Annotated in this window: 20 protein-coding genes; 10 read left to right on the plus strand and 10 right to left on the minus strand. The window is 62.5% G+C overall.

Annotated features, from left to right (window positions below; genetic code table 11):
- Positions 1–8: 8 nt before the first annotated feature.
- From CAURI_RS05685 to CAURI_RS05715, 7 genes are all read left to right on the plus strand, one after another.
- Positions 9–836, plus strand: a complete 828-nt coding sequence (locus CAURI_RS05685) for an NUDIX hydrolase (RefSeq protein WP_010187028.1) — start codon at positions 9–11, stop codon at positions 834–836.
- Between the two features lie 20 nt (positions 837–856).
- On the plus strand, positions 857–2,008 hold the full coding sequence (locus CAURI_RS05690) for a THUMP-like domain-containing protein (RefSeq protein ID WP_010187026.1): 1,152 nt from the start codon (positions 857–859) through the stop codon (positions 2,006–2,008).
- Between the two features lie 34 nt (positions 2,009–2,042).
- Complete coding sequence (locus tag CAURI_RS05695; protein WP_010187024.1) at positions 2,043–2,843, plus strand: electron transfer flavoprotein subunit beta/FixA family protein; 801 nt, start codon at positions 2,043–2,045, stop codon at positions 2,841–2,843.
- Positions 2,844–2,854: 11 nt separating this feature from the next.
- Positions 2,855–3,814, plus strand: coding sequence for an electron transfer flavoprotein subunit alpha/FixB family protein (locus CAURI_RS05700; protein ID WP_010187022.1), 960 nt, complete (start codon positions 2,855–2,857; stop codon positions 3,812–3,814).
- A complete protein-coding gene (locus tag CAURI_RS05705; protein ID WP_010187020.1) occupies positions 3,814–4,950 on the plus strand; it encodes a cysteine desulfurase family protein in 1,137 nt (378 codons plus the stop codon). The genes CAURI_RS05700 and CAURI_RS05705 overlap by 1 nt, the downstream gene beginning before the upstream one ends.
- A 90-nt stretch (positions 4,951–5,040) precedes the next feature.
- Positions 5,041–6,294, plus strand: coding sequence for an alpha/beta hydrolase (locus CAURI_RS05710; protein ID WP_010187019.1), 1,254 nt, complete (start codon positions 5,041–5,043; stop codon positions 6,292–6,294).
- Positions 6,275–8,686, plus strand: coding sequence for a bifunctional lysylphosphatidylglycerol flippase/synthetase MprF (locus CAURI_RS05715; protein ID WP_010187017.1), 2,412 nt, complete (start codon positions 6,275–6,277; stop codon positions 8,684–8,686). The genes CAURI_RS05710 and CAURI_RS05715 overlap by 20 nt, the downstream gene beginning before the upstream one ends.
- An 11-nt stretch (positions 8,687–8,697) precedes the next feature.
- Here CAURI_RS05715 and CAURI_RS05720 read toward each other — a convergent pair whose 3' ends face one another.
- Positions 8,698–9,093 carry a hypothetical protein gene (locus CAURI_RS05720; protein ID WP_010187015.1) on the minus strand — a complete coding sequence of 132 codons (396 nt, stop codon included), beginning with the start codon at positions 9,091–9,093 and terminating at the stop codon, positions 8,698–8,700.
- A 198-nt stretch (positions 9,094–9,291) separates the two neighbouring features.
- Between CAURI_RS05720 and CAURI_RS05725 the strand changes: the two genes are divergently transcribed.
- Positions 9,292–10,446, plus strand: a complete 1,155-nt coding sequence (locus CAURI_RS05725; RefSeq protein WP_010187013.1) for a glycoside hydrolase family 25 protein — start codon at positions 9,292–9,294, stop codon at positions 10,444–10,446.
- Here CAURI_RS05725 and CAURI_RS05730 read toward each other — a convergent pair.
- Positions 10,443–11,285, minus strand: coding sequence for a spermidine synthase (locus tag CAURI_RS05730; RefSeq protein ID WP_010187011.1), 843 nt, complete (start codon positions 11,283–11,285; stop codon positions 10,443–10,445). The two genes, CAURI_RS05725 and CAURI_RS05730, sit on opposite strands and share 4 nt — an antisense overlap.
- Positions 11,286–11,389: 104 nt before the next feature.
- Here CAURI_RS05730 and mnmA point away from each other — a divergent pair, with 104 nt between their 5' ends.
- Both mnmA and CAURI_RS05740 read left to right on the plus strand, forming a co-directional pair.
- Positions 11,390–12,475 carry a tRNA 2-thiouridine(34) synthase MnmA gene (mnmA, locus tag CAURI_RS05735; protein ID WP_010187009.1) on the plus strand — a complete coding sequence of 362 codons (1,086 nt, stop codon included), beginning with the start codon at positions 11,390–11,392 and terminating at the stop codon, positions 12,473–12,475.
- Positions 12,476–13,384 (plus strand): uroporphyrinogen decarboxylase/cobalamine-independent methonine synthase family protein, encoded by a 909-nt coding sequence (locus tag CAURI_RS05740; RefSeq protein ID WP_010187006.1) that lies wholly within the window; start codon positions 12,476–12,478, stop codon positions 13,382–13,384.
- Here the strand turns inward: CAURI_RS05740 and CAURI_RS05745 are convergent.
- The 8 genes from CAURI_RS05745 to CAURI_RS05775 all read right to left on the minus strand — a co-directional run bounded on the left by CAURI_RS05745 (position 13,381) and on the right by CAURI_RS05775 (position 17,782).
- Positions 13,381–14,271: an ATP-binding protein gene (locus CAURI_RS05745; protein WP_236660829.1), complete on the minus strand. Its 891-nt coding sequence runs from the start codon at positions 14,269–14,271 to the stop codon at positions 13,381–13,383. The two genes, CAURI_RS05740 and CAURI_RS05745, sit on opposite strands and share 4 nt — an antisense overlap.
- 30 nt (positions 14,272–14,301) lie before the next feature.
- Complete coding sequence (locus CAURI_RS14120; RefSeq protein WP_236660828.1) at positions 14,302–14,511, minus strand: ATP-binding protein; 210 nt, start codon at positions 14,509–14,511, stop codon at positions 14,302–14,304.
- A 72-nt stretch (positions 14,512–14,583) separates the two neighbouring features.
- A complete protein-coding gene (locus CAURI_RS05750; protein ID WP_010187004.1) occupies positions 14,584–14,979 on the minus strand; it encodes a type II toxin-antitoxin system VapC family toxin in 396 nt (131 codons plus the stop codon).
- Positions 14,976–15,224, minus strand: coding sequence for a FitA-like ribbon-helix-helix domain-containing protein (locus CAURI_RS05755; RefSeq protein ID WP_236660827.1), 249 nt, complete (start codon positions 15,222–15,224; stop codon positions 14,976–14,978). The genes CAURI_RS05750 and CAURI_RS05755 overlap by 4 nt, the downstream gene beginning before the upstream one ends.
- A gap of 39 nt (positions 15,225–15,263) precedes the next feature.
- Complete coding sequence (locus tag CAURI_RS05760; RefSeq protein ID WP_010187001.1) at positions 15,264–15,524, minus strand: hypothetical protein; 261 nt, start codon at positions 15,522–15,524, stop codon at positions 15,264–15,266.
- A 9-nt stretch (positions 15,525–15,533) separates the two neighbouring features.
- Complete coding sequence (locus tag CAURI_RS05765) at positions 15,534–16,532, minus strand: serine hydrolase domain-containing protein (RefSeq protein WP_010187000.1); 999 nt, start codon at positions 16,530–16,532, stop codon at positions 15,534–15,536.
- Entirely contained in the window at positions 16,532–17,047 is a 516-nt protein-coding gene (locus tag CAURI_RS05770; protein ID WP_010186999.1) for an ArsR/SmtB family transcription factor, read from the minus strand. The genes CAURI_RS05765 and CAURI_RS05770 overlap by 1 nt, the downstream gene beginning before the upstream one ends.
- 63 nt (positions 17,048–17,110) lie before the next feature.
- On the minus strand, positions 17,111–17,782 hold the full coding sequence (locus CAURI_RS05775) for a 3'-5' exonuclease (RefSeq protein ID WP_010186997.1): 672 nt from the start codon (positions 17,780–17,782) through the stop codon (positions 17,111–17,113).
- Positions 17,783–17,894: the final 112 nt, after the last annotated feature.

Consider the following 17,894-nt stretch of genomic DNA (forward strand, 5'->3'; position numbering starts at 1 on the left):
AAAGTTGCATGAGCCAGTCCATCCACGACAGCCTTGACGCCATCGACCCTGGCGAAACAACGGGCTTTAACGGGGCACGTCTGGCCGCTACTGTCCTCTTGTTGCGCGATACGGCCGAGGGGCTGCGCGTGTGGATCCAAGAACGCGTGCGCACCATGCGCAACTACCCCGGCCACGTCGTCTTTCCCGGCGGCGGGGTAGACCCGCGTGACTTCCCGCCCCGAACCTGGGATTCCGGCGAGCTGTGGGCAGGGCGCAGTGTGGTCTCCATGGCGCGGCGGATGGGCGTGACCAAATACAAGGCACACGCCCTCGTCTTCGCGGCCGCCCGCGAACTTTTCGAGGAGGCCGGCACGCTGTTAGCCATCCGCGAGGACGGCTTGGTCTCCGACGCCTCTCGCTACCACCGCGAGCGCGAGCTGCTAGAAACCCACGAGATTTCCTTCACCGAGTTCCTTGAGCACAACGGCATGCGTGTCGACGCCGACATGCTATTGCCCTGGTCCCGCTGGGCCGGCGAAGATAACAACCACTGGTTCGACACCTTCTTCTTCATCGGTGTGCTGCCCGAGGGCCAAGAACCCGATGGGGATACGGGCGAAGCCGATGACGCCGGCTGGTTCGACCCGCAATTGGTCCTCGACGGCTGGCGCGCCGGGCTGGTCCGCCTAGCCATCCCGACGTGGGCACAGCTCAAGCGTTTGACCTCCTACGCCACCGTTAAGGAGGTCATGGATGACGCCTCCTTCTCCGACCTGCGCCCCATCATCGGTGACCCGCGCGATGATGAGCGCTACCGCGAATACTTCACCACGTTCCCCGTCGACCGCATTTAAACCGGCTTGAAGAAACCACCATGAGCTACACCCTGGACGAAGTCTCCTTCCTGCGCGCGCACGCCACCGCTATCGACGCCGCCGCAGCAGACCTGGAGGGGACCAAGAAGGCGCACCTGCGGGACGTCGCCAAGCTGCAGGCCCACTTTGGTGACTACGGGCGTGCCGTGGCCGAACTCATCCAAGCCCGCAGCTCCGGAAAGCTGCCGGGGCAGTGGCTCATGGACCACGACTCCGCCCAACAGGCCACTCCACCCGCAGTGGCGGCTTATCGCGCGCAGTTCCTTCAGGAACGCAACGTGGACGTGGTCCACGACCTCACCTGCTCCATCGGCACCGAAGGCCAGGCCTACCGCCCGGGTACGTATGTGGGCAGCGACCTGGACGTCTCGCGCGTGGCCATGGCGCAGCACAACATCGAGCACCCAGTCTTTCGCGCTGATGCTCTCACCACCACGACCACCGCCCAGGTATGCATCGCCGACCCCGCCCGGCGCCAAGGCGGTACCCGCATTACTCGCTTGGACCAACTTCTGCCCCCGCCAGCAGATCTGCTGGCCACCCACGGCGAGATGGCCATCAAATGCGCACCCGGCATCGACCACTCCGAATGGGAAGGCCTGGCCTGCGTAGTCAGCCTTGACGGAGGGGTGAAGGAAACCTGCCTGTACACCCCAGGCCTGGGAACAGGGAAGAGGGCAGTGGTCCTCAGTACCACGCCAGATGGAATCCACACGGACGTCATCGACGACGACGTTGCAGAGCACGAGCTACCTGAGGCCGGCCCGATCAGCCGCTTCCTTATCGACCCCGACGGCGCCATCGTGCGCGCCGGGCTGGTGCGCCACTACGCCGCGCGGGAAGGCCTGCACCAGCTGGACCCGCGCATTGCCTATCTCACCGGTGACCGCCTGCCGCACGGCACTTCCGGATTTGAATTCATCGAGATGGTCCCCATGAAAAAGCTCAAGGCGGCCATGGCGGCTCACGACGTCGGCTCGCTGGAAATCCTGGTACGCGGGCAAGACGTGAACCCGGACCAGCTGCGCAAGAAGCTCAAGTTGAAGGGGTCGACCGCCAAGACGCTCGTGGTCACGCGCATTGGAACGAAGGGAGTCGCGGTGTTGTGCGGACCGCGAGTAGTATCGACCGAAGGTAATTACGCACCCTAATAGTTTCAAAATTTACGGAAGGGGAAGTGCCCACATGCCAGTCATTGTGGCTCTGGTCAAGCACGTACCGGATACGTGGTCAACCAAGACCCTCGAGGCGGACCATACGTTGGACCGCACCTCGGTGGATAACGTCATCGATGAGGTCAACGAGTACTCCGTCGAGCAGGCACTGCGCTTGCGCGACGATAACGCCGACGCCGGCTATGAGGTCGTCGCCCTCACCATGGGCCCGGCCGCTGCCGATGAGGCCCTGCGCAAGGCCCTGGCCATGGGCGCGGATCACGCAGTGCACGTGACTGACGACGCCCTCGCTGGCGCCGACGCCCTGGCCACGGCCTGGGTTATTAACGCTGCCATCAACAAGGTGGCTGAGAAGTTCGGTGAGGTCCAGATCATCACCCTGGGCAATAACTCCTCGGATGCCTCCACCGGTCTCATTGCCGGCCTGCTGGCCGAGTACCGTCAGCTGCCCGCGCTCACGGAGCTCAAGGCAGCCTCCCTGGCCGGTGCCACTGCCACCGGTACCCGCGAGGATGTCCACGGCCACTGGGAGCTCAGCGCCAACCTGCCGGCAATCCTGTCCTTTACCGACAAGGCCGATAAGCCGCGTTTCCCCAACTTCAAGGGCCTGATGGCCGCCAAGAAGGCCGAGGTCACCACTCTCGCCGTGGCGGACCTGGGCATCGATGGCGTGCCGTCCACCACGACGGTCACCGCCTCCGCGCAGCGCCCGGCCCGTACCGCCGGTGAGGTCATCGCTGAAACTGATCCAGCCGTGGCTGCCGCCAAGGTTGCGGATTTCCTGGCCGCCAAGAATCTCATCGAGGGTTAAGGAGAAAACACATGTCTCACGTTTATGTCCTGGTTGAGCACGAAGCAGAGCAGCTCAGCCCCGTTACCGGCGAGCTCATCACCGCCGCCCGCGCGCTCGGCACCGTCTCCGCCGTCGTCGTGGCCAAGGATGCCGCCACCGCCGCCTCCTTCGATGCCGAGTTGGGCAACCTCGGTGCAGCCCAGGTAGTTCAGGCCACCGCCGCGGACTATGAGCAGCGCATCGTCACCCCGGAGGTCGATGCCCTCCACGCTTTGGCCGCCAATAACCCGGCGCCCATCGTGCTGGCTGCGACCCCGACCAACAACGAGATCGCCGGCCGCCTCGCTGCGCGTCTCGGCTCCGGTGCTTTGGTCAACGTCGACGGCATCAATGCTGACGGCTCTGCTCACCACACCATCTTCGGTGGTTCCTACGAGACCTCCTCCACGGCCACCGGCTCCGTGGTCTACACCCTGCGCCCGGGCTCCGTGGTCGCCGAGCCGCAGCCAGTCACCGCGGCACCCGCTCCCTTCGAGCTGCCTGCTTCCACCGCGAAGGACGTCACCGTCACCTCCTTCACCCCGGCTGAGAAGACCGCCCGTCCGGAGCTAACCTCCGCCAAGGTTGTCGTGGCCGGTGGCCGCGGCGTGGGCGATAAGTTCGCCGACGTGGTGGAGCCGCTTGCCGACGCCCTCGGGGCCGCCGTCGGCGCTACCCGCGACGCTGTGGATGAGGGCTTCTACGACCCTGCCTTCCAGATTGGTCAGACCGGCGCGACCGTCTCCCCGAACCTCTACATTGGCCTGGGCATTTCTGGTGCTATCCAGCACACCTCTGGCATGCAGACCTCGGAGACCATCGTCGTGGTCAACCAGGACCAGGACGAGCCCTTCTTCCAGATCGCCGACCTCGGCGTGGTGGGTGACCTCCACGAGATTGCCCCGGCTCTGGCCAAGGAGCTTGAGGCCCGCAAGGGGGCCGGCAACTAATGCCTCGCTACCTCGATTACGCAGCCACCCAGCCCATGCGCCAGTGCGCTATCGACGCCTGGGTCAGCGCCTCCGGGGCCCTGAACCCGGGCGCGTCCTATGCCTCCGGGCGCAAGGCACGCTCCGTGCTGGACGACGCCCGCGAGACCGTCGCCGAGCTGCTCGGCTGCGAACCCATCGAGGTCATCTTCACCTCCTCCGGCACGGAGGCAGACAACATTGCCATCCAGGGTCTCTTCCGTGCTGCGCAGAGCGCAGCTGAAGAACGGTCGAAACGAATTGTTTCGACCCCCATCGAGCACCCCGCCGTCCTGGAGACCGTGGAGAAGCTCCGCGCTGAGCACGGTGCGAGCGTTGACCTGCTCCCGGTTGATTCCACTGGCCACGTCAGCGACTTAAGCGCCCTGGATACCCAGGCCGCGCTGGCCACCTGCATGTGGGCCAACAACGAGACCGGCGCTATCCAGCCGGTCGCCGACATCACCGAGCGCGCCGCCGCGCAGAACACCCCGGTGCACATCGACGCCGTGCAGGTCGCCGGCAAACTGCCCATCAACTTCCATGAGTTGGGCGCCACCACTCTCGCGGCCAGCGCCCACAAGTTCGGCGGGCCCCGCGGCATTGGCCTGCTTCTCGCGCGCCGCACCCCGGCGCCACTGCCACTAGCCTTCGGCGGCGGCCAGGAGCGCGGCATCCGTCCCGGCACCGTCGACGTGGCCAGTGCGAGCGCACTCGCCGCGGCCCTGCGTGAGTCCGTTGCGGAAATGGAGCAGGAGAACACACGCCTGACGGCACTTCGGGACAAGCTCCAGGCAGGCATCGAGGACAGCATCGACAACGTCATCATCAACTCCGCCGAGCCCACCCTGGCCTCCCACCTGCACGTCTCCTTCCCGGGCACGGACGGCGACAGCCTCATCATGCTTCTCGACGCCGCCGGCATCGAAGCCTCCGCCGGCTCCGCCTGCCACGCGGGGGTTAACCGCATGTCCCACGTGCTCGAGGCCATGGGCATCGACGAGGAACACGGCCGCGGCAGCCTGCGCTTTAGCCTGGGACGAATGACCACCGAAGAAGACATCGACGCCACTTTGGCAGAACTCCCGGAGATAATCCGTCGCGCCCGTTCGGTCTAGCGCGAGCATCCGATCAAGATCACAGTCATTCGGACATATTCACAGATAGTCCACAGCGCTTTCGGTTTGGCGCGGGTCTATGTTTAATTCGTGAATAACTTCATCCAGTCCGTGCTGGGCTTGCCGTTGACTGACCCCGTCAACGGCGGGATCTACATCGCCATCGTGGTCATCAGCGCGTTGCTCATTGCGTGGCGCCTGCGCAAGCGCGATTTCGTGTCCTTCCTTCTCGCCGCAGTTATTGCCACCGTGGCATTCTTCGTGCTCAAGCACTGGGACGTCCCGTTTCATCTCTTTGTTGCCGGGCTGGTCCCCATCGCGGCGCTTATCTCTCTCATTCACCATGCGGGCCGACGTGTCCTTATGGCAGTGATAGCGGCATTCTCGACACTTGCGGTGGCCGGTTTGGCCAATATGGAGTATCAGTCCTATCCGGACATCGGCTCGCTCGATCCCACACCGGTTGCCCAAGAGATGGACTACGCCCAATTCAAGGCCATGAAGTCCTCGGATTCCGCTGCCATCGTGCATTTGGATCTTCCAGGTACCAACTCTGGGTTCACCGCGCGCCAGGCCACGGCCTATATCCCGCCAGCCTATTGGACACAACCGGAACGCAAGCTCCCCGTCCTCGTTCTGCTCCACGGCAACCCCGGTGGACCAGAGCAATGGTTCGGCTCCGGCGAGGCGGCCGAAACCGCCGATGCCTTCCAGCGCGCCAATGGGGGACTAAGCCCCATCGTCCTGGCGGTCGATGCCACCGGCAGTGAGACCGCCAATCCCATCTGCGCGGACACCTCCGCGGCCAAGGTCATGACCTACCTGACGACCGACGTGCCAACAGGAATCAAGAGCGCCTTCCGCGTCGACGAGAACCAACAGCACTGGACCGTCACTGGCCTGTCCTACGGCGGAACCTGCTCGTTGCAGATCCTCACCAATCACCCGGAAGCCTATGGCCAGGCAGTGGACATCTCCGGCGAGGCTGAACCCACTATTGGTAACCATGCCGCCACCGTGTCCAAGTTTTATGGTGGCGATGAATCTGCGTACCAGGCCGCCAACCCCGCCCACTTGCTTGAGGTCAAAAAGTACCCGGATAACCAGGCCATTTTTATCGCCGGCAACCGGGATAACAACGCGGTGAATGCACTCAGCCAACTGAACGACGCTGCCCGCGCCGCCGGCATGCGCACTTTCTACACCACCCGCCCGGGCGGCCATTCCTTCGAGGTGTGGCGTCCCGCCCTGCGCGAAGTATTTGCCTGGGTTGCCCGCCGGGGCGGGCTGGCAGACCTCACCGATCCTTTCGATGGAGTACAAGATGCAGATCTTCAGCGCTAACAACCTCCGACACCTCGCGCGGCGCACCCCGGTGACGTGGGGATTGATCCTTCTGATGTGGGGATTGGTCATCGTGACCTACGCGGTTCCGGGGCTGGCGGGCATTACGCAAACGATCGGCCTGACCGGCCGTACCTTCGGTGCAGTTGTGGCACTCACCCTCATGGCCCTGGCTTTCGTTCTACCTTCGGAATACCGGTTGGGCTCCGTGCGGACACTTGCCGTTGGTATTGCCGCGCAGCTTATCTCCGTTCCCGTGGCCTACGTGGCCGCCCATGGCATCGAAGAAATCGGCCTCAACCGCTGGGGTGATGATCTTCTGAGCTCCACTGATTTATCACCCATCGGTTTCATAGTGGGCACAGCCGGCTTTGCTTCTGCTTGGATGCCGCGCCTCTGGCAGCGCCGCGTACGCCTCAGCATCCTTGCTCTGACTCTCACCATGGCCCTGTATGGCGGTACTTTGAGCGATGTCCTCGGCGTGAGCGCCACGGTGCTGTCCATCGCGGCCGGTATCGCATGGAGTGTCTTTGTGCCCCGCACGAGCGCGCAGCGCCCAGCCGCTTTCCATCGTGCCTCGGTGCCCGAGCGCCGAGTTCTCACCGCGCTGATCTTGGGCGTGGTAGCCATTGGCCCAGCCTTCGTGGCCCTTGACCCGCTGGCCGAAGGGCCCTTCAGCCCAGTCACCCGACTGATGTGGTCCTTCAACTCTGCTGCTTATCACGCCACTGAGCTCTGCCAAACTGACCCTACAAGCCAGGCCTGCCAAGCTGCCCTTGATGTCGCCCGCGTCCACGGCGTGGGTCCGGCCATCGCCAGCGTCATGCCGCTCATCATCCAACTCGTACTGTGCTTCGGCCTCATCCGCGGACGCCGTCTTGCTTGGTTGCTATCCGTCCTTACCCAGGTACTCGTCATCGCTGTGCTTCTAGCTCAGCTGTGGGACTTTAGCCAAGAAGGCCTTGTGCTCTACGGCGTCAACCTAGCGGCCGTGGTCCTGCCCTGGGCCACCTGCCTCCTCATGCTCATCTGGAATCGCCGCGTGTTCCACATTCACGAAAGCGCAGATGCACTGGGCCAGGCCGCTGGCAAAATTGCTGCCGCCTTCGCCCTCACGGCTGCTCTCTGGGGAGTTGGTGCACTATTTTTCAAGGACGGATTCGTCGAGCCAGCCACTGCCGATACCATCCTCGCCGAACTCCCACTGCGCTATGCTCCGCCAGTCGTGGCCACGCTGCTTCCGCTCAAGCTCGCCCCGACCACTTGGCTGACGTGGGCCCTCTACGAGTGGGCCGGCACTCTATTCTGGATGTACGCAGCGTGGGTTGCTTACCGCATGTTTGCCACGCCGGCTAACCCTGAGGCCGCTGAGGCCCGCGAGCGTGCCCGCGCCATCCTGGAACAGGGCAGTGGTGACCACCTCTCCGCGATGACCCTGTGGAAGGGGAACCGCTACTTCTTTAACGACAGCAACTACGTGGCCTACCGCGTCCACAACGGGATTGCGCTCAGCCTCGGCGAGCCTGTGGGCAATGAGCCGGAGGCCACCGCAGCCGCCTTCGAAGAATTCGCCCGCGAACAAGGCTGGCGCCCGGCCTGGTACTCGGTGCGGGAAAACTTCACCCGCCCCGGCTTCCGCCGCCTCGAAGTGGCAGAAGAAGCCGTCCTGGATACCGCCAACACCGAGTTCAAAGGCAAGAAATTCCAGAACATCCGCACCGCCCGCAACAAGGCTGGCAAAGAGGAGGTGACCACGCTGTGGACGGAGTGGAAAGACCTTGATCTTGCCACCCGCAACAAGATTGCCGAGCTCTCCGAGGAATGGGTCTCTGATAAAGCTCTCCCGGAGATGGGCTTTACCCTGGGTGGTGTCAACGAGCTGCGGGAGGAAGGTACCAAGCTCCTGCTCGCGCTGGGAGAGGACGGCACGCTTCATGGCGTGACATCCTGGCTCCCTGTCCGCGAAAACGGCACCGTGGTTGGTTATACCCTCGACGTCATGCGCCGCGCCGACCACGGCTTCAAGGGGGCTATCGAGTTGCTCATCTCCGAGGCATTGATCATCGCTGCCAGCGAAGGTTGCGCCTGGATTTCGCTCTCCGGCGCGCCCCTGGCTGGCACACCGGAGGAGCCCGGGCTTCTCGACGTCCTCCTCACCCGCCTCGGCGAAGAAATGGAGCCTCTCTACGGCTTTCGCAGCCTGGCCGCCTCCAAGCGCAAGTTCCAGCCGGAAGAGCACAAGTGGTACCTGGCCTACAACGATGAGCTGGCGCTGCCCGCCATCGGCCTGGCCGTCGTCCACGCCTACGTGCCCGACATGCGAGCAGCTGATGCCGCCCGAGCTGTGAAGACGTGGCTGGCGGAGCGTCGCCAAGCACTGCGCGAGCCCTAGAGCCGTGGCTCCTAGAACATGAACTTCGGACCGAAGTAGACAATGATGGGCACGATACTCAGTAATGCCAGCACGAGTGCGAAGACGGCGGTCCTCCTGCGCGCGGGTGGCTCATCGGATGAGAGTGACTTGAAAGCCAGGAAGGCAAAGAGCGATGCGAGAACCGGGGCGGCGAAGCACAGCCCAATGAAGGTGAAAATTCCAAAGGACCCGATTAGGGCCGAGGCGGGTTCCTCGACTGCATCGGCGACGAATAGTGAGAGGAAGCCCAGCGCCCAGCCGCACAGAATGATGAGGGAGCCCCACAGTGCGAGTTTCTCGTTGAAGACTTTTGCTAGGCCACGGCGTGGAGGCGGCCCCGATTCCTGGGATTTTTCCAAGGCCTTGGGTGCAGTGGGCTGATCCATGGCGCTGTCCTTGTTCGGTAGCAGTCTATGGCGCTGTCAGTGGCTGAGTGATCGGTGGTGAATTTGAAGCGCAGTTTAGCAGTGGTTGTTGCTGTTGGGAGCGGCCGTCGAGGACCGTGTTAGGGATGTGGCAAAAGAGTTTAAAGTTTCGCGTGTTGTATCTGTGACTGATGTTATTGAAACGGTAGTGTGGCTCGCATGAGCCATGCACGTCGCCTTGTTACCGCCGCCGTTACCGCAGTAGCGGCCGTGGCACTGTCCGTATCCACCGCCGTTGCCATCCCGTCCTACGCGCCTTCCGGTGTGGACGTCTCCGGCAATAACCACGCGTCCCTTCGTGGAATCGATTGGGACGCAGTGAAATCTGATGGCCAGTCCTATGCCTTTGTGAAGGCCACCGAGGGTGTCGGCTTTGTCAACAACCACTTCGTGCGCGATGCCAACGCCGCAGCGGCCGCTGGACTGAAGGTGGGCGCCTACCACTACGCGCGCCCGGCCGGCGACGCCAAGCAGCAGGCGGCGAGCTTCGCCTCCCAAATCGCGCTGGTGCCGACGCAGACCCTGCCGCCGGTGCTGGACATCGAGGTCGATGAGGGCCTGAGCGCTAAGCAGTTGGAGGAGTGGATCGACACCTTCATGACTGAGCTGAAGTCCCTAACTGGCCGCACGCCGATGCTCTATACCTACAAGTACTTCTGGATGGGCCAGATGGGTAATACCACGCGCTTCTCCGAGTACCCGCTGTGGCTGGCGGCCTACCAGGACACCGCCCCGGAACCGGTCGGTGGCTGGGACAAGCTGGCCTTTTGGCAGCGCTCCGGCAGCGGCCGCGTAGCCGGCATCGAAACTGATGTGGACATGAACCTCTTCAACGGCACCGAGGCGCAGCTGCACTCCTTCTCCGGTGGCAACTACATTGACTTCGGTGGAATCTTGGATGACCTGGTCATCCCGGGCGTTGACCTTGGTGATGACGCCGGCGTGCTGATTGCGGGCATCCTGGCCCTGGCAGCGGGTGCTGTAGCCGTGCCTGCCGTTGCGGATGCCGCCAAGGATGCGGGTATGGACGTGGATCCGACCGGGCTAATCAAGCAGGCAGAGAAGCTGCTTAACGACGGTGCCATCAACGCTGACGACCTCAAGGACATGTCCAACAATGACGCTAGCGTTGGTGACTTGGCCATCTTCTTGGACAATGCGCAGCACCTGCAGGATGTTGATGCCGATAATGTCAGCCAGCAGGATGTTGAGAACGCGGACCGTGCTGCTCGCAGCGCTGGTCACGCGGCTGGCGTGGCCCTTCCGGCCTTTGACTCCAAGCAGGTAGCGGACCTGCTCAATAGCCTGCGCTAATCGTTGTTGGTTGCCACGGTATCGCGCCGCGGGGCCGCGCCCTTAAAAAAGCGGCGGGTCCAGGACTCGTCGCGGAAGTGTGCAGGCACGGCACCGGAGAGTAACGGCTTGGCCAGTGCAGCGGCTTCGGGGGAGCCGTCCGCGGGTAGTTCGGTATCTGAGCCAATGAGAATGATGTTGCCGTAGCGCCGGCCTTTAAGCATGGGAGGGTCGGCGATAACCGCGACGTGTGCGAAGACTTCTGCCATCCCGGCTAACTCCGCCTTTGCGCCCTGGAGATCGGAATGGTCACCGCAGTTGGCCACGTAGAGGCCACCGGGGCATAGTGTTGCATGGGCGTGCTGGAAAAATTCTTGGGTGGTCAGTGGCTTCGGTGTCGTATCACCCGCGAAGACGTCTCGGATGATGACGTCGAAGCGGTTCGGCGGGAACCCTTCTGTGACCTCTCGCGCCTCGCCGGCGCGGATTTTGACGCGGGGCGCGGAAGGAATATCGGCCAGCTCACGGATGAGCTCCGCTAGCTTGGCGTCGAGTTCGACCACAGTGTTGTGGGAATCCGGCCACAGGTCAGCGAAGTAGCGTGGTAGCGAGCAACCACCGCCGCCCAGGTGGAGTAGGCGTTTGCCAGGGGCGAGGTTCTCCACAGCTGCGGCAATCCAGCGCATGTACTCGAACTCCAGGGTGCGCGGCTCCTCGGGGATGAGGTGTGAGGAGGGCACGCCGTTGATGTTGAGGATGAAGGCACCATCGCGGAAAGGATCGGCTTCGACGATGAGCTCGCCGGTGGAAATCTCGTAGGTGCCCGCGATGGAGCTGGTGGTCTTGCGCTTTCTGCCCATAGTGCCTCTTAGCTTAGGGAATAGGCTGCGTCGTTCGTGTGTTGGGGTATGAGGTAGACCGCGACTAGCCTTGGTGAGCGATAAAGAAAGAAGAAGGGGAGAGCATGCGAGTATTGGTAGCCATGTCCGGCGGTGTTGATTCCTCGGTCGCCGCTGCGCGTGCGGTGGAGGCGGGTCACGACGTCATTGGCGTGCACTTGGCCCTGCACAAGGATGCGCAACAGACCCGTGAGAAGGCACGCGGATGCTGCTCCCTAGAGGATTCCGCCGACGCCCGCCGCATCTGCGATAAACTCGGCATTCCCTTCTATGTATGGGACTTCTCCGAGGAGTTCAAGGAAGCCGTCATCGGGGATTTCGTGGACTCCTACGCCCGCGGTGAGACCCCGAATCCGTGCCTGCGCTGTAATGAGAAGATCAAGTTCGCAGCCTTGCTGCGCAAAGGCATGGCGCTGGGCTTTGATGCAGTCGCCACGGGTCACTATGCCACCATCGACTCTGATGGCTACATGCGCCGCTCCCTAGATGAGAACAAGGACCAGTCCTATGTGCTGGGTGTCATCACCAAGGAGGAGCTGGACCACTGCTTCTTCCCGATTGGCGATACCCCGAAGCCGCAGATCCGCGAGGAAGCCAAGCGCCATGGCTTCTCCACGGCGGCGAAGCCGGATTCTTATGACATCTGCTTCATCCCGGACGGCAATACCCAGGCCTTCCTGGGCCGTTCCATCGGACTGCGTCCGGGGATGATCGTGGACACTGAGGGCAATGAGCTCAAGGAACACGATGGCGCGTGGAACTACACCATCGGCCAGCGCAAGGGTCTAGACATCAAGACACCGACTGCCGACGGCTCCCCACGCTACGTCACCGACATCGACGCGGCTACCGGCACTGTCACCGTGGGATCGCGCGCCGACTTGGCTGTGACCCACATCGAGGCTGACCGCCTGAAGTACCTGCACCCGGCGATGGAAGGTGACTTCGACTGCGAGGTGCAAGTTCGCGCCCACGGCTCCGTCGTTCCCTGCCATGCTCACGTGGACCGCGAGGCCGACCGCATGACGCTGGAGCTTAACGAGCCCCTTTCTGGTGTAGCCCGCGGCCAGGCCGCTGTGCTCTATCTGCCGAGCCCGGATGAGCTGGGAGATATTGTGCTCGGTTCCGGCACCATCTGCGGGACTGAGTAGATGACGGGATTCGCACTGGGGCCTATGCCCGGTACCTCCATCGCGGAGGCCGCAGACATCATCATGGGGGAGACTGAGCTGCCCGCTATTCCGCAGCTGCCCGAGCGTGGGTTGGGCTCCGATGCGGTGGGCCGCACGGCCAGCATGCTGGAGGCTATCTCCATCGACCGTGGCCCGCGTTCCTGGCGCATGACGGCACGCCCGCAGTTGCTCACCCGCCGCACAGGGGACCGCTTGGAGCGTGACCTCGACGAGGTCCAAGAGGTCTGGGGTGAGAGCGTGCCGCGCGTCAAGGTGCAAGCACTTGGCCCCTGGTCGCTGGGGGCGAGCATTGAGCTTTCCGACGGCCACCGCGTCCTCACCGACCGCGGCGCCTTCACCGAGCTTTCCGAGTCGCTGCTTCATGGTGTCCACGCTCACGCCGCGGATGTCGCGCGCCGCTTCCACGGGGAGGTCGTCGTCCAACTCGACGAGCCCCTGCTTGCCGACGTTGTGGCCGGGCGCATTCCTGGCACCACCGACTTCGATACGATCCCTGCTGTCCCAGACGAGGTCGCGTTTGACCTCCTGCAGTCCTTCGACGCAGATTACCTGCACGCCCCACCGCTGTGGTCCCTCGCGCGTGCCGCAAAAACCTTCCTCACGACCTTCCACGGCCTAGACACCCCGCGTCACCTCGACGGCCTGGGTGAGCACTTGAATGCCGGCCACCGCATCGGTCTGGGTATCGAAGGTTCCGATTCCCGCGCGGAGGCCATCACGCTGGCCCGTCACCTTGACCGTATTGGCATGCCACGCGAGCTGCTCATCGATCATTTCGACGTCTACCCAGTCAAGGCCTCCGCTCGTTCACTGCGCTCGGTATCCGAGACTGCCGGCATCCTCACTCGCGATGCCGGTGACCTTTAGTCAACCCGCCCCAAGCTATCCGTCGCGGTGAAGTAGGCCTCCATATACGGGATGACGAACTGGAGCTGGCCGTGTGCGGTGGGTTCGATGAGGTCGGCGTCGATAAGCCTTTGGCGTGTGGCCGACAAGGACCGCACCGTTCGGTCTTGGTGCGCGGCGATGTTCTTGATTTCTGCCGTGCCGTCCTCCATGACCGCGCTCATCGCCTCGAGGAAGAGACGCTGCGCGGGCGGGAGCGAAAGGGTTGCGGGCTGGTGGACCTGGGCGCCCAGAACCGAGATGGCCTCCGCCGACACCGCCGTAACGTCACGTTCCTCGATGCGGCTGCCGCCCTCGCGCTGCGCCTTTCCCCAGGCCAGTGAGCCCACCAGCTGCACCATGTAGGGGTAGCCGCGCGACAGTCTCACCGCTGCCGCAACCGCATCATCGGTGAACTCGAGGCCGGACTGTGAGGCGGTTTCGGTGAAGGCCACCTCGGCGTTCGCAGAGGAGAGCGGGCCCAGAACGAACTTCTGCGCGCGGCGCAGGAAAGTTACACCCGGCAGGTCCAGCAGGCGGTTGACTCCCTGCGGAAGGCCCGCGGCGACAATGGCGACATCGAGCTCATCTCGCACCAAGTCTTGGTAGGTCACGGCCAGGGAGGTGAGGTCCTCCGCGTCTGCGTCCTGTACTTCGTCGATGGTCAGCAGCACGCCAGTGCCTTTGAGCATGCCTAAAAGCTCGCGCAGGCGGGTGTTCAACGTGGGTTTGTAGGCTTCCTCAGTGTTGTGCTGGATGCCAATGGTTGCCACACCACCAATGCCGACGCGGTTGACCTTGTGCTTGTCCGCTGGGGCCAGCTTGTCCATGATGCGCGGGATGGTGGTGTCAACGAGCTCGTCAACCATGGAGCTGCGCCCCGAGGCTCGCAATGTGATCTACCCGCGACTAGAGGCGATATCTTCTATCTCGTTGAGCAGGACCGTCTTGCCGATACCGCGGGCGCCGCTGATGATGAGCGAGCGGCCCGGGCTGCCTGGTTGGGAGTCAAGCGCTGCGCGGAAGGTGTCGAGCACTGCCGTGCGGCCGACCCAGAATAGCGGTGGAACGCCGAAGGTGGGGCGGAAGGGATTCTCGTGCGGGGACATAGCCTCATCCTAGAGCATTGGGAGATTTGGGAGACTTTTCTAAAGGTGGAGATTTGGGAGACTTTCTGGTGCTTAAGGCAAGCTATCCAAGTTGATCGAGTTGGGCCACGCGGCCATTAGTCGAGTGTCGCGACTAAGAAGAGGGGCTTCGAAGATGTTGGACACTGCTACATAGGCTGAATCATAGATGGAGAAGGTGTGTCGACGGCTCCAAACATGGTTGGCGATGTCGCCGACGCTAATCAACTCAATGTTGAATTCCATGACATCGTTGGCTAGAAAGCTTGCCGTCGCGCTGTCGATTGCTCCTGCGCGCTCCAATCTTTTCAGTACGTTGAGGCATTCCAAGGGCATGTGGCTCGGGGCAATGAAATCTGCCTCGGGGTAAGCAGTGCTATGCCGCTGAAGCGCATCGCGTTTCAAGAGGAACTCGATCGCTGCGGAGGCATCGATGACTAACAGTGTCATGAAGCGTCCCGTGCTTCACGTATTGCGGCTACCACGTCAAAGTCCTTCTTGAGCTGAACGGGTTCGCGCTGCGAAAGCTCTTCCAACTTTTCTTCTAAGGATGGGCGGGAAGCGACCTTTTCAAGGGTCTCTCGCAGGTAGCTAGAGAGGGAAATGCCTTTACGGTCGGCGCGCATTTTGAGAATGTCGACGACATCAGTATTGACATCACGGATCTGAACATTGGTTGTTTTGGGTTTTGTCATGCCCGTCATGATAGTGCATGCAATGTGCATGCACAATGGCTAAACACTGGGATTCTTTGGTGCGCCGGCTCGCCAGGCCACCGCGCCGATGTGCAGCGAACAGGCTGCTACAAGGGCGTACCACCAGCCAAAACTCACCGAGGTATGCCAGGGCATGGCGTAGCCGACGAAGAGTATGGCGAGAATCGTAATCGCCGCGGTGACGATGTGATTTGTCGTGGAAAGGGGCTTTCTCAGGGCCTTCAATGCGGCCCAGAGCTCCGAAGCGGTGATGACGGCGAGCGCTACGGTGAGGAACATGCTGACTCCTTAAGGTGCGAGCTCGTCGAATAGAGCTTGGGCAAGGTCTTCGGTACCGGCGAGGGAATCGTTGTTGGCGAAGGCGGCGCGCTTGGTCTCTGGTTCGATGATGAGCATGGTCGAGTAACCGTAGGTGCCGCCGTTGTGCCAGTACCCAGCATTGTCCTTGCTGGGAGGCTGCCAGCCGTAGTCGGTATCGCCGTTGTCCATAAACCACTCGGCGAACTTGGCCATGTCACTCGCCGTGGAGCGGATCGCTCCCGCGGGCGCGGAGCCTTCCATCTCCCACGGCTCAGCGTGGCGGCCGGTGGCGGTAAGTCCCCGTGGAGCGTCGTCAGGCACAGAGCCCGGCGTCATGAGATAGGTCTCTGTCATGCCAGCTGGCTCGAAGATGCGTTCTTTGAGCATCTGCTCATAAGGCTGCCCAGCGGCGGTTTCCACCATGTGGCCCAAGAGTCCGTACCCAAGATTGGAATAGGACTCTTCGCCGCGGTCCTTTAGCTCGGCCTTCGTGGCAGCGTCCACGATGTCCTCTACGGTCTCACCTTCATAGGGATTCGAACCGGTGATCGTTGAGGCGAAAAAGCTGAGGACGTTCGCTTTGGCGACGGCGGGTAGTCCAGAGGTGTGGTCGAGCAGCTCCCTTACGGTGACGTCAGCGACGGGTGCATCGCCGACGTCAAGGACCTCGCCCACAGTGGTGTCAGTTCTCAGCTTTCCCTCTTCGACGAGCTGGTGGGCCAGTTCGCCGGTGAACATCTTGGTCACGGAGCCGATTTCGACCTCCGTGTGCTCGTCGCTGCCAAGTCCCGCAAAGGTGGCCTTGCCGTCCTGGAGAGTAAAGGCGGTGATGTTGTGGAAGCCGGACTCTGAGTGCTCTTCCAACTGGGCAGCTAAGGCTTCGTCGCCAGTTTTGTCTTTTGCCAAAGCAATTCTTTGCGGCCCTGCGATGAGCAGGATGGATGCAACGGCAATGGCAGCGATGACGGCTAGGGAAATTCTACGCATTAGTGGTCCTCGCTCGCGGTGATGATGGTGAGAAGGGGGATTACTCGGGCAGGGCGGATGGAATACTCGCCGCCAGACTTCGTGGTCCAGCCGGCATGTGCTAGTGCGTTTAAGTGGTGGTAGGCGGTGCCCGTAGAGGAGACGATGTCTTCTTCGACAAGCTCTGCGGGTGTCGCGGGTGCGGCGAGCAGGCGGCGCAGGATTTCGCCGCGGACGGGATGAGCCAGCGCGGAGAGACGCTCGAGATTCTCCGCCCAGCTCTCATCGGTGACGAAGTTGGTGGGGCGCTGCCATTGGTAGGCATAAGTGCGCTTACCGACGTTTATGTAGCCGCCAAAGATGACGGAACCGTCGGGAAGCTGCTCATTGGGCGCGAGGGCGTCGACCAGCCAGTAGGTCGAGTCTTCTTCATTGGTGGCGGGTGTAGGCCTGGCGTCGGCAGCGTTGGTGCGCCCCTCAAGCGCGGCTACGCGCGCTTCAAGTTCGGCGAGGCGTGCTTCGACTTTTGTTTCCATGGTTTCTAGAATTCCAGAAATCTAGAAACCTGGCAAGAGGTAGTTGAGGATTGGGTGCTGGGGTTAAGAAATCATCGGCCACGCGGTGGATACATCCGAGGCGTCCCGACCGCGTCCTTCCAGGTACTTCTTGAAGGACTCGCGGTCCTTGTACCACTCGACGGCCTGGTATTCCATGAGCTCGTTGGAGTCCATCTGTGCTAGCTCGGGGAAGTGCTGGCGCACTTGCTTCCAGGCAACGCGGGCGGCCGCGAGGGCGTCGGCAGTCGCCTCATGCGCGTTGCTTAGCTCCACGCCGTAGTGGGCGGAGACCTCCTCCAAGGTGCGCTTGCCCTTGCGCCACTTATCCTTAACGCGGTCGATGACGAAAGGATCGAACACCGGGCCGTTGACCGTGAAGTCCCCAGTCAGCGCGCGCAAGACGGAGAGATCGTAGGCGGCGTTGTAGACGATGAGCGTGAGTCCCTCGTCCCAGGCCTGATAGATGGAATCGACCGTCTCCTTGAGCACCTCCTCGTGGGGGCGACCTTCCGCGCGGGCCTTCTCAGTAGTGATGCCGTGGATCTTGGCGGCTTCCTCGGGGATCTCCACGCCGGGGTCAGCGAGCATTTCCCGCTTGTCTACTTCGCGCCCGTCGATACGCACCAGGGCAGAGGTGACAATGCGGGCTTCTTTGGGCTTTACGGAGGTGGTCTCGAGGTCGAAGGAGAGCATGCGGGTGGCGTCGAAGTTCATGGACAACACTCTAGCGCCCGGCTCGGACATGCACTGTGGAAGTCCTGCAGAATGACGGACGAACCCTTGCAGAATGACCATCCGCAGGTCATAGGCATGTCCGGCAGCCCCG

It is taken from the genome of Corynebacterium aurimucosum ATCC 700975 (assembly GCF_000022905.1).
Taxonomy (GTDB): domain Bacteria; phylum Actinomycetota; class Actinomycetes; order Mycobacteriales; family Mycobacteriaceae; genus Corynebacterium; species Corynebacterium aurimucosum_F.

Bases quoted from the DNA above. Each gene is read 5' to 3' on its own strand.
- CAURI_RS05685 (WP_010187028.1), top strand. From the start codon at position 9: ATGAGCCAGTCCATCCACGACAGCCTTGACGCCATCGACCCTGGCGAA.
- CAURI_RS05690 (WP_010187026.1), top strand. From the start codon at position 857: ATGAGCTACACCCTGGACGAAGTCTCCTTCCTGCGCGCGCACGCCACC.
- CAURI_RS05695 (WP_010187024.1), top strand. From the start codon at position 2,043: ATGCCAGTCATTGTGGCTCTGGTCAAGCACGTACCGGATACGTGGTCA.
- CAURI_RS05700 (WP_010187022.1), top strand. From the start codon at position 2,855: ATGTCTCACGTTTATGTCCTGGTTGAGCACGAAGCAGAGCAGCTCAGC.
- CAURI_RS05705 (WP_010187020.1), top strand. From the start codon at position 3,814: ATGCCTCGCTACCTCGATTACGCAGCCACCCAGCCCATGCGCCAGTGC.
- CAURI_RS05715 (WP_010187017.1), top strand. From the start codon at position 6,275: ATGCAGATCTTCAGCGCTAACAACCTCCGACACCTCGCGCGGCGCACC.
- CAURI_RS05720 (WP_010187015.1), bottom strand. From the start codon at position 9,093: ATGGATCAGCCCACTGCACCCAAGGCCTTGGAAAAATCCCAGGAATCG.
- CAURI_RS05725 (WP_010187013.1), top strand. From the start codon at position 9,292: ATGAGCCATGCACGTCGCCTTGTTACCGCCGCCGTTACCGCAGTAGCG.
- CAURI_RS05730 (WP_010187011.1), bottom strand. From the start codon at position 11,285: ATGGGCAGAAAGCGCAAGACCACCAGCTCCATCGCGGGCACCTACGAG.
- mnmA (WP_010187009.1), top strand. From the start codon at position 11,390: ATGCGAGTATTGGTAGCCATGTCCGGCGGTGTTGATTCCTCGGTCGCC.
- CAURI_RS05740 (WP_010187006.1), top strand. From the start codon at position 12,476: ATGACGGGATTCGCACTGGGGCCTATGCCCGGTACCTCCATCGCGGAG.
- CAURI_RS05745 (WP_236660829.1), bottom strand. From the start codon at position 14,271: ATGGTTGACGAGCTCGTTGACACCACCATCCCGCGCATCATGGACAAG.
- CAURI_RS14120 (WP_236660828.1), bottom strand. From the start codon at position 14,511: ATGTCCCCGCACGAGAATCCCTTCCGCCCCACCTTCGGCGTTCCACCG.
- CAURI_RS05750 (WP_010187004.1), bottom strand. From the start codon at position 14,979: ATGACACTGTTAGTCATCGATGCCTCCGCAGCGATCGAGTTCCTCTTG.
- CAURI_RS05755 (WP_236660827.1), bottom strand. From the start codon at position 15,224: ATGACAAAACCCAAAACAACCAATGTTCAGATCCGTGATGTCAATACT.
- CAURI_RS05760 (WP_010187001.1), bottom strand. From the start codon at position 15,524: ATGTTCCTCACCGTAGCGCTCGCCGTCATCACCGCTTCGGAGCTCTGG.
- CAURI_RS05765 (WP_010187000.1), bottom strand. From the start codon at position 16,532: ATGCGTAGAATTTCCCTAGCCGTCATCGCTGCCATTGCCGTTGCATCC.
- CAURI_RS05770 (WP_010186999.1), bottom strand. From the start codon at position 17,047: ATGGAAACAAAAGTCGAAGCACGCCTCGCCGAACTTGAAGCGCGCGTA.
- CAURI_RS05775 (WP_010186997.1), bottom strand. From the start codon at position 17,782: ATGAACTTCGACGCCACCCGCATGCTCTCCTTCGACCTCGAGACCACC.